General features: G+C 41.7%; 12 protein-coding genes and 1 pseudogene. All 13 read right to left on the reverse strand.

From position 1 onward, the window contains the following. Nucleotides 1-733: pseudogene (locus tag PS3_RS03640) on the reverse strand (hypothetical protein); the annotation flags it as partial. A 16-nt stretch (nucleotides 734-749) separates the two neighbouring features. Then, nucleotides 750-1,520, reverse strand: a complete 771-nt coding sequence (proC, locus tag PS3_RS03645) for a pyrroline-5-carboxylate reductase (protein ID WP_007122099.1) — start codon at nucleotides 1,518-1,520, stop codon at nucleotides 750-752. Between the two features lie 10 nt (nucleotides 1,521-1,530). Continuing rightward, nucleotides 1,531-2,772 (reverse strand): glutamate-5-semialdehyde dehydrogenase, encoded by a 1,242-nt coding sequence (locus PS3_RS03650; protein WP_007122100.1) that lies wholly within the window; start codon nucleotides 2,770-2,772, stop codon nucleotides 1,531-1,533. 4 nt (nucleotides 2,773-2,776) lie between these two features. After that, a complete protein-coding gene (gene proB / locus PS3_RS03655; RefSeq protein ID WP_007122101.1) occupies nucleotides 2,777-3,580 on the reverse strand; it encodes a glutamate 5-kinase in 804 nt (267 codons plus the stop codon). 127 nt (nucleotides 3,581-3,707) lie between these two features. Further along, a complete protein-coding gene (locus tag PS3_RS03660) occupies nucleotides 3,708-4,175 on the reverse strand; it encodes a Dps family protein (RefSeq protein WP_007122102.1) in 468 nt (155 codons plus the stop codon). A gap of 101 nt (nucleotides 4,176-4,276) precedes the next feature. Next, nucleotides 4,277-5,986, reverse strand: a complete 1,710-nt coding sequence (locus PS3_RS03665; RefSeq protein ID WP_007122103.1) for an ABC1 kinase family protein — start codon at nucleotides 5,984-5,986, stop codon at nucleotides 4,277-4,279. Between the two features lie 124 nt (nucleotides 5,987-6,110). Next, on the reverse strand, nucleotides 6,111-7,304 hold the full coding sequence (gene trpB / locus PS3_RS03670) for a tryptophan synthase subunit beta (RefSeq protein WP_040468032.1): 1,194 nt from the start codon (nucleotides 7,302-7,304) through the stop codon (nucleotides 6,111-6,113). A gap of 278 nt (nucleotides 7,305-7,582) precedes the next feature. Then, nucleotides 7,583-8,239, reverse strand: coding sequence for an NAD(P)-dependent oxidoreductase (locus tag PS3_RS03675; RefSeq protein ID WP_007122104.1), 657 nt, complete (start codon nucleotides 8,237-8,239; stop codon nucleotides 7,583-7,585). An 8-nt stretch (nucleotides 8,240-8,247) separates the two neighbouring features. Further along, complete coding sequence (locus PS3_RS03680) at nucleotides 8,248-8,742, reverse strand: GNAT family N-acetyltransferase (RefSeq protein WP_040468033.1); 495 nt, start codon at nucleotides 8,740-8,742, stop codon at nucleotides 8,248-8,250. Between the two features lie 16 nt (nucleotides 8,743-8,758). Then, nucleotides 8,759-9,688 (reverse strand): Ppx/GppA family phosphatase, encoded by a 930-nt coding sequence (locus tag PS3_RS03685; protein WP_007122105.1) that lies wholly within the window; start codon nucleotides 9,686-9,688, stop codon nucleotides 8,759-8,761. A gap of 6 nt (nucleotides 9,689-9,694) precedes the next feature. After that, on the reverse strand, nucleotides 9,695-11,839 hold the full coding sequence (locus PS3_RS03690; RefSeq protein WP_007122106.1) for an RNA degradosome polyphosphate kinase: 2,145 nt from the start codon (nucleotides 11,837-11,839) through the stop codon (nucleotides 9,695-9,697). Further along, nucleotides 11,836-13,344 carry a hypothetical protein gene (locus PS3_RS03695; RefSeq protein ID WP_040468034.1) on the reverse strand — a complete coding sequence of 503 codons (1,509 nt, stop codon included), beginning with the start codon at nucleotides 13,342-13,344 and terminating at the stop codon, nucleotides 11,836-11,838. The genes PS3_RS03690 and PS3_RS03695 overlap by 4 nt, the downstream gene beginning before the upstream one ends. A gap of 137 nt (nucleotides 13,345-13,481) precedes the next feature. After that, on the reverse strand, nucleotides 13,482-14,426 hold the full coding sequence (locus PS3_RS03700; RefSeq protein WP_040468035.1) for a LacI family DNA-binding transcriptional regulator: 945 nt from the start codon (nucleotides 14,424-14,426) through the stop codon (nucleotides 13,482-13,484). Between the last annotated feature and the right edge of the window lie 2 nt (nucleotides 14,427-14,428).

Consider the following 14,428-nt stretch of genomic DNA (forward strand, 5'->3'; position numbering starts at 1 on the left):
AATTAAAATTTAATCCGTATTGCTTATATTCATTTGTTTGATTCATATATACTTTTATAGGCGTTAAAAGATCTCTGCCAGCTATAAAACCTGGTATATTCATTACATACATTGATACTAATATAATCAAAAAATGAACACAGCTTATATTTTTCTTTATCAAATAAAATAAGATATAAGCTGGAAAAATAAAAATTGTCTGTAGTTTAAATGAAAAAGCAATACCCAAGAAAATAAATGACGGTAATGGCTTATTTTTCATCAAATAATATAATGATATGCAAACAAAACTACAATATATCGAATCACATTGAGCCCACAATGCCGAATTTAATATCACTGTAGGAATCATTAATATAATTCCATATATTACATTGAAATCAATTTTCTTATTGAACTGTTTACATAATAATGCACCATAGAACGCTAAAATAAAATCAAACAAACTAGAAAGAGCTTTATACAAATACAAGTTGTTAATTGGAATGTAAGTAAACAGATCTATTATTAGCTGATATGGCACACCATAATCACCAACTTGAAAGTGTAGGGCCTTAATACCGCCAAGCTCTCTAATTTGCTCATACCAGGTAGATAAATATATATCGTAGTCTCCTGATCTAAATTTAAATAAGCACAACCGAATTACAACGCCTAAACAAGTAATAATACCAAAAATAAGTATTTTTCTATGTTTTAAAAGATAAGAAATTAAATTTCGCTCAATCCCCATTATTTTTCCTACCATTCTATTCAGCTGATTTATTAATAGCTTCAATCACGGCATGGCGGAAACCATTAGCTTCCAATGCCATCACGCCACGAATCGTTGTTCCAGCCGGTGACGTGACTTGATCACGTAGTTGGCTCGGGGTTAAGTCACTCTGACTTGCTAAAGCCCCCGATCCTTTAACCATACTTGCGATTAATTGGTAAGCCGTTGCTCGATCAAGGCCCTTAGCGACTGCCGCATCACTCATCGCATCTATCATCACATCAACAAATGCCGGGCCACAGCCGCCCACCGTACCAACAATATCCATCCGTTCTTCTGGTACTGAAATAACGTCGCCCAACAGAGCCAGTACCTGGTTAGCTAATTGACGCTGGTCAGCACTTAATTGATCATTGAAGGCTACGCCAATGGTGCCAGCATTAATTGCCACTGGTGTATTGGGTACAAAAGGTACCACCCCTGCCTGTGGAAGGATGGCTTGTAACTCACTAGCTGTTACCCCAACAGACGCCGACATCACAACCGTTCCGGCCGTTAAGCCTGCCAATTCTTTGGCTACATCTAAGGTCACGGGGACAGGTACCGTTAAAATCACCACATCAGGTTGTTCTGCAATTAAATCTTGGTTACGCTCATATAATTTGATCTTTAATTGATCAGCTAACTGCTTAGCCCGTGGATTGGGATGATTAGCGGCCACCAAATCTACCTGCTTGGTTTTAGCCAATCCTTCTAAGATGGCGCTTCCCATACTACCGGTCCCCACTACTGCAACTTTTGTCATCTTAATCTCCTTATTTCCTCACTTGTCCGTTACCACGAATTACGTACTTCGTCGTCGTTAATTCCTTCAATCCCATTGGTCCTCGGGCATGTAATTTTTGCGTTGAAATTCCAATTTCGGCACCAAAGCCAAATTCGCTACCATCAGTAAAGCGGGTTGAAGCATTAACATAAACAGCTGCTGCATCCACCTCTGCTAAGAAGCGCTGACTATGGGCATAGTTATTGGTGATGATTGCCTCAGAATGTTGGGTATTATGCTGATTAATGTGGCTAATAGCCTCATCTAAAGTATCAACCACTTTAATGGCCATGATGTAATCATTATATTCCGTATCCCAATCTTCACTGGTAGCCGGATTAATCTGATCACCAAGAATTGCTTGAGCGCGTTTATCACCCCGTAATTCTACTTTTTGATCTATCAAGGCCTGGGCGATGGCTGGCAGGTATTCGCTTGCGACCGCTGAATTGATCAATAATTTTTCAGCAGCATTACATACTGACGGTCGTTGCACTTTAGCATTCACAACCACATTAATGGTCATCGCCAAATCAGCGTCATCATCTACATAAATATGACAGTTCCCCGCCCCCGTTTTGATCACTGGTACCGTTGCTTGTTGGGCTACCGCATTAATCAGCCGGGCTGAGCCACGCGGAATCAGGACATCTAAATACTCCGTTAACTGCATAAATTGATTGGCTACTTCATGACTCGTATCCTCAATTAACTGGACGGCATTCGGATCCAGACCATGATCTGCCAGGACTCGCCTTAGAACCTTCACTAACATCTGATTAGTTTGTAAAGCTTCTTTACCACCACGCAAAATCACGGCATTCCCCGATTTAAAACACAAGCCACTCGCATCAACCGATACATTAGGCCGCGCTTCAAAAATCATGCCGATTACCCCTAAGGGAACCCGCCGTTTAGCAATCTCTAATCCCGTCGGCGTCGTCCAAGCATCCACAACATCCCCGATCGGATCAGCTAACCGAGCGAGTTGTCGTAAGCCATCGGCCATCCCCACAATTCGAGCACGATCAAGGGTCAACCGATCTACAAAACTCGCCTTAAGCCCAACTGCTGCTTCCAAATCCCGTTGATTCGCCGCAATGATGTTTTCAGTATGATCTTCTAGGGCTTGGGCCATTGATCTTAGGGCCTGATTCTTTTCTTCCGTCGTTAATTGGGCTAATTTGCGACTTGCTACTTGGGCCTTTTCACCCATCGTTTCTAAATTCATATGATCATCCTTTCTGAAAGAGTGTTCCCACTGGGATCCCGGCGATTACATCAAAAATCTGACTGGGATCTTGACCATTGATTAACACCATCGCTTTACCATTTTCTAACATTTGTTGAGCCGCAAGCAATTTCGTTTGCATTCCACCTGTGCCGTATTTGGAGCCCTTTCCACCTGCAACTTCCCAGATTGCTGCAGTAATTTCATGAACTTCTTCCATCATCTTGGCGTCAGGATTAGTATGTGGATTATCATCATACAAACCATCAATGTCTGATAAAACAATCAGCAAATCTGCATTAATTAAGTCAGCCACTTTGGCGGAAAGTTGATCATTATCCCCGAAGGTTGTTTGATGATCCATTTCGTCAACAGAAACCGTATCGTTTTCATTGACAATTGGGACAATCCCCCATTCCAAAAGTTGCTCAATGGAATTTAAGGCATTTTGTCGGGTTTCCGGGTCTTTTAAGACATCATAAGTTAGGAGAATTTGACTAATGTTTTGACCATAGGTTGTAAAACGCTCCAAATACATGGTGATCAATCGGCTCTGTCCAATAGCTGCCAAAGCCTGTTGCGATGGAATCGCTTTGGGGCGTTGTTCAAGGCCGACCTCATTCATGGCAACTCCAATCGCACCTGAAGTAACCAAAACTACTTGTTTGCCTTGGGAAACTAGCCCCGAGATAACAAAACTTAACTGATCAATAGCGCGTAAATTGACCTTCCCGTTCGAAGTAATTAAGGTGCTAGTTCCCACCTTAATTACAATTCGCTTAGCCTTAAGCTGCCGTAATTTTGCCATTAGTCCCGCTCCTTAAAGTATTTCTTTCATTTTACCAGAAAGCTAAGTTTAATGAATAATTGTTCGCTTTTTTGACTTAAAAATAAAATCTCCTCAGGAAGTCCCAAGGAGATTGAAAAATTATATTTTAAGCATCACGTTCCGGTGCCTTGCCAAGTTCGGCTTGAATCATCCAAAGTCGCTTTTCTGTTTCCGTCTTAAAACCAATGAAGATATCTTGCGTACTGAAGTCCTTTTCGTCGTCACTGACTTCAATTCCCTTTTGGTAAAGATCTGCTAAATAACGGTAATCCTTGGAAAAAATTTCAAAACGTTCTGGCGTTGACTTGTCCCAAGTTCCTGGTTCATCAGGAATCTTAGTATGATCCGCCATTTCGGTTAAGGTCGAGTATGGAGAACCATCTAAAGCAATTAACCGTTCTGAAATCACATCTAATTGGGCATCCAAATCTTCTTGCCACTCATCCATCAATGGGTGTAGCTTCAAGAAGTTCGTCCCCCGCATGTACCAGTGGGTCTGATGAACAACCATTGATAATTGACTTAAATCAGCAACTAATTGGTTTAAAACTTCTTTAGTTTGTGGATATTTCATGATATCTCCCTCCTTCGATATATCTATTATAACGCTTTCTTTAGAAGGGATCTAATTAGGAGACCAACATTTACAAATTTTTAATTAAAATTATTGGTAATCTACTTCCGCCAACTCTTCCATAACCAGGAAATCATCATGATTACAACGATAAAAATTGCGATCACATATGCCCAAATTCCAAAATCATGGATAAAGGGGTGATCAGAACTCCCAACCACCATAATTGAAGATCCCATAATTACTGCGGCAATCACAATCACCGTGGCTAATTGATTGACCATTTTGTGTAAGGACTTTAATACTTTATCTTGTCCCTGATAATGGAAGTTAAATTGTTGCTCCCCACTAGCCAAAATGGTCATTAAACGATTGACCTGATTTGGCAGTTTCGATAAGGACTCTAATGAACTATACATGGCTAAAGAGGCATCCCCCAAGCTTTCTCGCCAATTAAAATGCTCTTTTAAATATTTTTTAGCGAAGGGGCGCGCTACAGCCATCATCGAAATGGTGGGATCCAACTTGGCTACTGTGCCTTCCAGGGTCGCAAAAGCCTTCATTAGCATGGTAACTTCTGGTTTCATCTGTAAATGATTCGTTTGACAAAGCCGCGTGATCTCAAAAACCATCGTGCCAAAGTCAATATCACCCAACCCTTGATTTAAATATGGTCGAATAAAGATACCAAATTGTTGGTTAAATTGTTGTTCATCAACCTGCCCCGTCCGATTGCAAACCGCCAAGACGGCTTGACTAACTTTATAGATATCCTTTTGGACTAGTGCAATAATAATATTGGCAATCCCATCCGCCAATTCATTGGATAAGGTCCCCATCATCCCGAAATCTAAATAAATTAAACGAAACGGTGGCAACTCACTCGCCTTTTGATACTCAAATTCCAGATGGTTAAATGTTTTGGTTTTCGTATCAATCGAGACATTTGGTTGATCGGATGAGGTAACTGGTCGATATAAGATATTTCCCGGATGGGGATCAGCATGAAAAAAGTGATCGGTAAAAACCTGTTTAATAAAATTTTCCACCAATTGGTGTCCAATAGCGGTATTTCGAGCCTGTTCATCCGTTGATAAGGGATGCTCCTCGCTCGCAAAGAGCTGCTTAATACTATCGCCTGTCATGGCCTGATCTACTAACACCTTGGTACTTGATTCATTAGGATAGACTTGGGGAACTACGAAAACTCCTTGCCCATTATTGAGATCGTAAAAGCGTTCCCCATTTTTCACTTCATGAAGGGTATCAATCTCATTCATTAAAGAAGTACTCAGTTGATCAAACACCTGTGGTAAATCCACTACCGATTTGCCATCATTGGGCACGTATTTCAGCATCTTAACGGCCCGGCGGAAAAGATTTAGATCCACTTGCACCAAGGTCGATACGTCAGGGTGTTGGATTTTAACCACGACCGGCGTGCCATCTAATAAAGTGGCATGGTGACATTGGCCAATGGAAGCTGATGCAAAAGCCGTTTCTTCAAAACTAGCAAAATTTTCTGCAATTGTTTGACCGGTTTGCTCCTCGTAAATTTGAGCAATGACCTCATAATCGTCTGCTTTAACTTTATCTTGTAACTGTTGTAATTCATTGATCAGTGCTGGAGATACCAAATCGGGCCGGGTCGACAAAATCTGTCCTAACTTAATAAAAGTTGGTCCTAACTCCTCTAAGGCCTGACGTATTTGGTCTGGGTTCGTCTGCCGATAAAAATTACTGATGAAAGAATACTTTTTAAGGACCGAGATAATTTGAAGCAAGCGTTTCTTTCCAGAGATCGTCGTCATAAGTGTTGCCCCCTCATTTTCTTATAACTATATTATAAGAAATTTAGCCATCTTTGGACACTCAAAAGAGGGTGAAAAGAAACCTTAACTGTCTCTTTTCACCCCTAAATACATTTCTTGATTCCTATAATTCAACCCCTAAATAATCAGCAACTTGATTAACGTCCTTATCCCCACGCCCTGACACGGTTACAATCATGATTTGATCCGAATCCATGGTAGGTGCCAATTTTATTGCCTGGGCGAGGGCATGTGAACTTTCTAGGGCTGGAATAATCCCTTCCGTTTTAGATAAGAGTTGGAAAGCTTCAATCGCTTCCTGGTCGGTAATTGGATAATATTCTGCCCGTTGAGCATCTTTAAGATAGGCATGTTTCGGTCCAACCCCTGGATAATCAAGGCCCGCGGAAATAGAATAAGCCGGTAAAACTTGATCTTGATCATCCATTAGGACATAAGACTTCATCCCATCACTAACACCAACGCGCCCATTGGTCATCGTCGCCGCATTTTCAGGAGTATCAACCCCCTTCCCCGCTCCTTCAGCCCCGATTAAACGCACATCCTGATCTTGCAAAAAGGCCGAAAATGAACCAATGGCATTGGATCCACCCCCAACGCAAGCTACAACCGCATCGGGAAGCCGTCCTTCTTTCTCTAAAATTTGCGCTCGCGCTTCTTTACCAATTACACTTTGGAAATCTCGCACCATTTGTGGATAAGGATACGGACCGACTGCCGAACCAACAATATAAAAAGTATTTTCTAGATTTTGCGCAAAATCAGCAAAGGCCGCTGTGACAGCATCTTTTAAGGTGCCTGTTCCAGCTTTAACAGAATTAACCTTGGCCCCCAATAAATTCATCCGGAATACATTTAGCTTTTGGCGCTCACAATCAACCGCCCCCATGTAAACTTCACACTCCATACCAAACCGTGCGGCTGCGGCGGCCGTCGCCACCCCATGTTGACCAGCGCCGGTTTCAGCAATAATCCGTGTTTTACCCATTCGTTTCGCCAATAAAATCTGTCCCAAGACATTATTAAGCTTGTGAGCTCCCAAATGATTCAAGTCTTCTCGTTTAAGATAAATCTTGGCGCCACCTAAGGTTTTCGTAAAGGCTTCTGCATAATAAAGGGGCGTTGCCCGGCCGGAATAATCCTTCAATAAAGCCCGTAATTCGGTTAAAAAACTCAGGTCCTCTTTGGCCGCCTGATACGCCTTCGCGACTTCATCAAGCGCCACCTTAATGTTATCAGGCACATATTGGCCCCCGAATTCACCATAAAACATATTTTTTTCTACAGCATTAGTCATTTTATTTACCTCGTTTCCTATTTGCTTGTCCATGGGCCATCTCCAGGTAAATAAAAAGAGCTGAGTGACAGCTACGCCACCCAACTCATTACTAATGAATGATTACGCCGGCATAGGCCCGATCAATTGATTTAAACCAAATCAAAAGTAAGCCTACACCTAAATGTACACTTACTTAACTATGCCAGTTATGCCAAGTTTTTAATGTCATTACGTAATCGTCCTTTCGTTTTAATTTCGTTAATTGTATTCTAATCTAATTTTAATGTCAAGAAAAATTATTGATTAATCACCGTAAATCGTTCCTGGTGATATTGTGGCTCTATAATTTCCTTGGTAAGAACTTCGCCCATCGTCGCGTAGGTCGTAAAAGATTCTCCCTGGTCATTAAACAATAATTCATCATGACCATACTTAACCGCTGTTGCCTTAGGACCGACCTTAAATTCCGCCCCTGGCGACACCCCAACCCAGTTAACATTTTTAACGTTTTGCAAAAATTCTAATTCCGCTAACTGGTTTTGTGGGATCGCAATCCATTCGTTAGCACCATGAGTTTTCGCAATATCATCCACAAACAAATGGTGATCGTCACCGGTCTGTAAACTTCCGGCACCCAAGATAAATACTAAACGTGGGCTAGTAGTATCACGGAAAAAACTGACTAACTTCGCCGCCAAATCAACTTGTAAATAAGATTGGTCTGGCGCGGTCGCAAAAGCGTCCACGATAACATCAAAGTCAGCTAAGTCTGCTTTTGTGAGCGCAAAGGCATCTTTTTCGAGCACCTTAACTTGATCACCTAGCATTGTTTTTGCTTTTTCGCCATTTCGAACCAAAGCGGTAACTTCGATTTGACCACTAGCTTGGGCCGCCTTGGTTAATTCCGATCCAGCCTGACCAGTAGCGCCAATAATTCCAACTTTTAACATCATATCACCTGCTATTCATAGTTTTTCACGTAAGTTTTAATGGTTGCCCATTCGCCACGAACATGCGCAATCTGAGGTAAATCCCCCTGATATTTGTAGTTCACTTTAGCAAACAACTTTTGACTGGGCAAATTTTCTGCATAAATGTAAGCGACAATTGTTTTGATCTTTAACCGCTCCGCCATTTGGTCAACATATGCTAAGGCCGTTGAACCAATTCCTTGTCCTTGAACAGAATTATCAAGGTAAAGACAAACTTGCGCACTTTGATCAAAATTCGGATGAGGAAAGAATTCTTCCAAGCCTACAAAGCCAATCACTCTATGACGATCTAAAATCACCCATAAAGGAAAATGGTCCGTAAAAGCGTCAAACCAGGGTTGACGATCGTCGACGGTAGCTTCTTGATCATCATCGGTAATCCCGCCGCGCCGAATCGCTTGGTTGTAAATCGTAGTTATGATTGGTAAATCTGCGGTCATGGCCCGCCGAAAACTTACTGGCATTTACTCACCCCCGTGGTTAAGCCTGATGATCTAAATAATCATAGAGGACCCCTTCACGTAAACCATGATTAGAAAAGACGACTTCTTGAATATCCAGCATCCGCATCACTAGGATGATTGGCATCCAACCGCCTACGATTACGTCAGCCCGAACCTTCGCTAAACCTGGGGTCTTTTCACGTTGAGTCCGGTTCATTTGAATGACAGATTCCATAAGTTCATAAACATGCGCACTCGGTACATGCATCCCATGAATATCCGGAAGATCATCAGGATCAAGAGCCAACTGGCGTCGCATAATCTTGGCGAGGGTCCGATTACTCCCTCCCAGGCCAATGAGTTGTTTCCCGTGAGCCTCTTGGAGCCAATCAATTTTAGCTAAGGCCTGTTCTACAAAGGTCATGGCTTTAAAAAGACTGACCGCCGAAATTTCATCATCTAACCCAAATCGTTGGGAAATTAAAACTGACCCCAGCGGAATTGAGATCCGGTCTTTCATTTTTCCCCCCTCAACGTAAACTAATTCGGTCGAAGCCCCACCCGTATCCATGATGATACAATCATTAACCGGCAGGGTCCGCGTAACGCCGAGGTAATCAAGATAGGCCTCTTGATCGCCAGAGATCACATCAAACTCTAAGTCCACTGCTTCTTTTACGCGCTTCAAAAAATGCTTTTGGTTCTTTGCTTGGCGAACAGCGGCCGTCGCAATGGCATGTACTTGCGGATTGGGTAACTGATCATAAATTTCTTTAAATTCCTGCAAGGCCTTAATCGTCCGTTCCATCGGTTCTTTTTGCAAGACTTTATCGGGTCCCATATTTTCCGATAAACGGACGTATTCTTTAACTTGATGCGTTAACAAAAATGAGCCATTCTCCATTAACTCATTGATCCGCATTCGAACCGAATTAGAGCCTAAATCGATCACAACAAAATTGATCATGGTTATTTATTCCTCACTATCTAACGACAAATCATCAGGATGCTTAGTTAAGGGTTGAAATTCACTTGATGACTTATCCTGCTCACTAGCTTTTAAAGCTTGAACTTTTTGTTCCGCTTCATTAACAAAATATTGTTGGGCATCTAATGGATCCTGATTCCGCCGATTAACGCGTTCAAACTGATCATCATGCAAAACCCGTGTCTTAACATTATCCCGCCATAAAATATCAAAAATTCGTAAAACACGATCGTGTAAATCAGTTTGCAAGACGGGGAATAATAGTTCCACTCGCCGGTTTAAATTCCGGGTCATCATATCAGCACTGGACAAATATACATCTTCATTTCCATTGTTATAGAAGTAATAAATCCGGCTGTGTTCCAAGAACCGACCGACAATCGAATGAACCTTAATATTGTCACTAACGCCTGGTAAGTCGGTTCTTAAACAACAAATCCCCCGAATGAGCAGATGAATCTTCACACCCGCCGCACTAGCTTCATAGAGCTTTTCAATAATATGTTTATCTGACAAAGAATTCATCTTCATCTTGATTAGCGCTTTATTACCAGCCTGAGCCGCGGCGATTTCTTCATCAATTTTTTGGTTAATAAATTGACGAATTAACTTTGGCGATTGATGTATCTTATGCAAGTATTGGTGCTGAGAATAGCCCGATAACATATTAAAGAGCGTCGTAGCATCCATCCCCATGTCACGATTACAAGTTAGCAAACCCATATCAGTATAGAAACGGGCCGTGGAATCATTATAATTACCGGTTCCCAAGTGCAAGTAACGCCGAATTCCATCTTCGTCCCGCCGAATAACCAGGGCAATTTTTGAGTGAGTCTTTAAACCAACCAAACCATAAATAACATGGCAGCCCATCTTTTCCAGTTGTTGAGCCCAATGAACATTATTATCTTCATCAAAGCGGGCCTTAACCTCGACTAAAACCGTCACTTGTTTACCACGTTGCGCCGCCAGCCCTAAATCCCGAATAATCGGCGATTGCTTTGAAACCCGGTATAGCGTCATCTTAATGGCTAAAACCTGCTCATCAGTCGCCGCTTGATGAATAAAGTTAACGACACTGTCAAAAGTATCATAAGGGTGCTGCATCAAATAATCTTGTTGACGCATGGCCGCAAAAATATCGTGATCTTTGTCTAAGGCTGGTTCTTGATAACTTTGGAATGGTTGATACTTTAAATCGTCGTGTTCACTGATTCGGGATGGTAACTTCTTGAGAAAAGTTAAATCGATTGGCCCGTTGACCTCGTATATCGCCCGTTCATCCACGTGAATCTTCTTTACTAACCGTCGACAAAGTTTATCCGTCATCTTGCCATCGATTTCAAGACGAACCACATGGCCCCGTTCCCGTTCTTTCAGTTGATCTTGAACCGCCATCAAAAGATCTGAGGCATCCCGTTCAGCCACATCTAAATCCATATCACGGATCAGCCGATACGCCATCACTTTTTTAATGGTGTAACCGGTGAACAGACGTCCTAAGAAAGGCTTAATGATTTCTTCTAGCAAAATAAAATCATTCTCAGCTTCCGGCAATTTAACCAATCGATTAACTACCCCAGTCGGCACCCGCAAGGTAGCATAATCGTTATTACCTGCTTCATCCTTTAAGAGCACTCCTAAATTCAGGGAGTTATTACTAATAAAAGGGAACGGCCGCGAAGAATCATCCGCCATCGGGGTCAAAATTGGATAAATTTCATCATTAAAGTAACGCTCAATGAATTCAGCTTGACCATCCGTCAATTGGTCTGCTGATAACAAATGAATATTGGCATCCGCAAGTGCCGGGATTAATTGCTTGTTATAAGTTGAATAACGTTGGCGGACCGCTTGGTGTTCCGCTTCGTTAATAGCAATAATTTGGGCTTGGGGAGTCATCCCACTCGCATCAGTTGATTCAACCTTGGCTGCCTCCATTTTGGTTAGTGAGGCGACCCGAACCATAAAAAATTCATCCACATTACTTTGCGTAATGCCTAAGAAGTTAACTCTTTCCAACAAGGGATTCATTTTATCGCGGGCTTCTTGCAGGACCCGACCATTAAAATCAATCCAGCTTAATTCACGATTTTTAAAATATTCGGTTTTAGCAAAATTTTTGGTCATGCTTGTTTCACCCTTCTTTGTTTAAATACCGGTTTCACGCCAAAGACCTCTTTGAATAGACTTGCCTTTAGATCAAAGGACCACCGTTCCAATGCTAGATTTTGATTCGAAGAAACGGTCACAATTAATTCCCCTTCTTTAAGGGACAGAGAAATTTTATCAATCTTTTGCCGCCGGGAATCATCCAGGGCATCGGCCAGTCGCAAAATGGAAGCTAATTTAGCCACAATCATTTGAATGTCATTATCAAGGTGTCGATAATGGGCTTGACCGGTTTCCGGAGACTCCGAGCTATGATAGCGTGAAATCTCGGCAATAATTTTATTTTCTTCGTCTGATAAGCCAATGATCGGGTTAGCTTGTAGGATATATGCCGAGTGGTCATAGTGTCCTGATTGATTAATGAAGGTACCGATGTCATCGGTATAACAAGCAACTTCTAGCAATAATTCTTCTTTTTTATCGAGCCGATGCAACTTCTTTAATTGTTCAAATAAATGTTTGGCAAACCGATGAACTTGATTGGCATGATGAAGGTCAACTTGATACCGCTCCGCAATATTTTTGGCGGCCGTCAAAATTACCTCCGCGTAATTATCCTTTAAGTAGCCAGCCTGAGAGGCTTCATTCAGCACTAAACCATGACCAATCGAGCGGTTAGTCAAGTATGTTTCACGCGGTGCAATGTAATGAAAGACTCGTTGGATCACAATCATCCCGAATAAAAAGCGCGCGCCCTGTTCTTCTTCAAAGCCATAATGTTGCATTAAATACTGATCTGATTGCTGAGTTGCATCGGTAAAACACTGTTTAAGCTCATCTCTGGAGAGTAATTTAAATTCTTCACCCGGTGCCAAGAAATGACGATTTAAAATCCAGGCATCCTGAATAATCAAAGTGGCTAAGTCTGAATGCACTAATTCTTTGCGTAAATATTCTAATTTACTCCTCGTATAGTCAATCATGATTTCAATCGGGTTGAGAGATGAATGCGACATGGAATCGCTAATTAACTTAAATTCATTTAGATTTAAGCTGATCGTCCAGCTTTGTATAAACTCATGACGGTAAAACTCGGAAATCACAATCCCCTGGGGACTTAATGTTAGTTGATAGACATAATCAGTCGTTAATTGTAAGTCGCCTTGTTTCAAACTTGCTAAAACGGCACTATTCTTTAAATAAGTGACTTGCCCCAAATTTAGCAAATCGACATCTAAATCCGTCCGAATCTTAATTTGATCGCAAATATAGCCTGCCGTAATGGGATCTACCGTTTGGTAGTGCCACCAAAAGTGATAATCAGCTACTCCATAATCAGCCATTAATTGTTTAAAGCCCATTAGGGTTTCAATAATCTGTGGCATTTCGGCTTGATAATTGCCAACCGACACAAATGGAACGGAATTAACTCGATCAATCACGGTTTGTTTCTTCAGATTGACAATATCAAGTCGGATATCAATTGGTGACATGTAGATTAGTCCGTAGGTCTTCCCCGCCATCGTATTTTCCCCCAATCTTTAATGAGTCATTTCTAATAACCTTATAATAATTAATCTTACCGTTAATTTAAGTATCTGTTAATCATTTTTCCTGAATTTAGGGGAAATTAAAAAAATGCAACAAATCCGAAAATTTGTTACATCTCTGAAGAGTTTCTTAAAACAAAGGCGGCCGGAACCGGAACTTGTCGAACTTCCGTACTTTCAGCTAGTTCAAAGGCGCGTTGGCCAATTTCAAAGAGATTATGGTTAATGGTTGAGAGCGATAATAACTGCCCTGAAGTCTGCTGTTCTTGTCCAATCATGATTGGTTGTGTGAGCTGATGGACACGATAGTATTGATAAATCCCACTAGCAATATCGTCACTGTTAGCAAAGACCGCCTGGTACTGACGTTTTACTAACTGTGGAGCGATATGATATCCGTCATCAAAGGTGTACATGCCGGTATAGATATCCTGGTCTGGCAAAGAATATCCAAACACCTTTTCAAAGGCTAACTGGGTTTGACGATTAGTGGCACTAACGCTGGCAGCACGTGAAAAGAGCAAAGCGATTGAGGTGGGTCCCTGGGCTTTTAACCATCGAAAAGCATCTTTAGCGGCCGCAATTCGTTCACTATAAACACTCGAAATTGGTAGGTTTGTGTGTTCCAAGCAAACGATTGGACCATACTTTTGATATTTTAAAAAGTCTGTAAGTGGCAACCGATGCGATGTAAAAATCAAGGAGGAGTATTCTTTATGTCGCAAGCCCTCTAAAAATTCCGCTTCTTTATCTTTATCATAACGTGAAGGTAATAGGACAATCCGATGGTCACTTTCAAAAGCTCGATCCGTAATGCCTCGTAAGATTTCTTCAAAATAGGGATGGCGATTATCTGGCAAAACCACCCCGACAACCCGATTCTCACCATGGCTGAGGTCCTGAGCAATTCGATTAGTCGCATAGTCATGGGCATCAATGACTGCTTGAACCTTCGCACGGACTTCATCGGAAACGTATTTTTCTTGGTTGACCACCCGCGAAACAGTCGATAAAGAATATCCACTCTCGCGAGCAATATCACGCATTGTGACCATAA

The sequence above is a fragment of the Limosilactobacillus gastricus PS3 genome (assembly GCF_000247775.1).
In the GTDB taxonomy this organism is placed as follows: Bacteria; Bacillota; Bacilli; order Lactobacillales; family Lactobacillaceae; genus Limosilactobacillus; species Limosilactobacillus gastricus_A.

Excerpts from the sequence above, each read along its gene's own strand:
- proC (WP_007122099.1), bottom strand. The coding sequence starts at position 1,520 with ATGACAAAAGTTGCAGTAGTGGGGACCGGTAGTATGGGAAGCGCCATC.
- PS3_RS03660 (WP_007122102.1), bottom strand. The coding sequence starts at position 4,175 with ATGAAATATCCACAAACTAAAGAAGTTTTAAACCAATTAGTTGCTGAT.
- PS3_RS03690 (WP_007122106.1), bottom strand. The coding sequence starts at position 11,839 with ATGACCAAAAATTTTGCTAAAACCGAATATTTTAAAAATCGTGAATTA.
- trpB (WP_040468032.1), bottom strand. The coding sequence starts at position 7,304 with ATGACTAATGCTGTAGAAAAAAATATGTTTTATGGTGAATTCGGGGGC.
- PS3_RS03665 (WP_007122103.1), bottom strand. The coding sequence starts at position 5,986 with ATGACGACGATCTCTGGAAAGAAACGCTTGCTTCAAATTATCTCGGTC.
- PS3_RS03695 (WP_040468034.1), bottom strand. The coding sequence starts at position 13,344 with ATGGCGGGGAAGACCTACGGACTAATCTACATGTCACCAATTGATATC.
- PS3_RS03680 (WP_040468033.1), bottom strand. The coding sequence starts at position 8,742 with ATGCCAGTAAGTTTTCGGCGGGCCATGACCGCAGATTTACCAATCATA.
- PS3_RS03650 (WP_007122100.1), bottom strand. The coding sequence starts at position 2,772 with ATGAATTTAGAAACGATGGGTGAAAAGGCCCAAGTAGCAAGTCGCAAA.
- proB (WP_007122101.1), bottom strand. The coding sequence starts at position 3,580 with ATGGCAAAATTACGGCAGCTTAAGGCTAAGCGAATTGTAATTAAGGTG.
- PS3_RS03675 (WP_007122104.1), bottom strand. The coding sequence starts at position 8,239 with ATGATGTTAAAAGTTGGAATTATTGGCGCTACTGGTCAGGCTGGATCG.
- PS3_RS03700 (WP_040468035.1), bottom strand. The coding sequence starts at position 14,426 with ATGGTCACAATGCGTGATATTGCTCGCGAGAGTGGATATTCTTTATCG.
- PS3_RS03685 (WP_007122105.1), bottom strand. The coding sequence starts at position 9,688 with ATGATCAATTTTGTTGTGATCGATTTAGGCTCTAATTCGGTTCGAATG.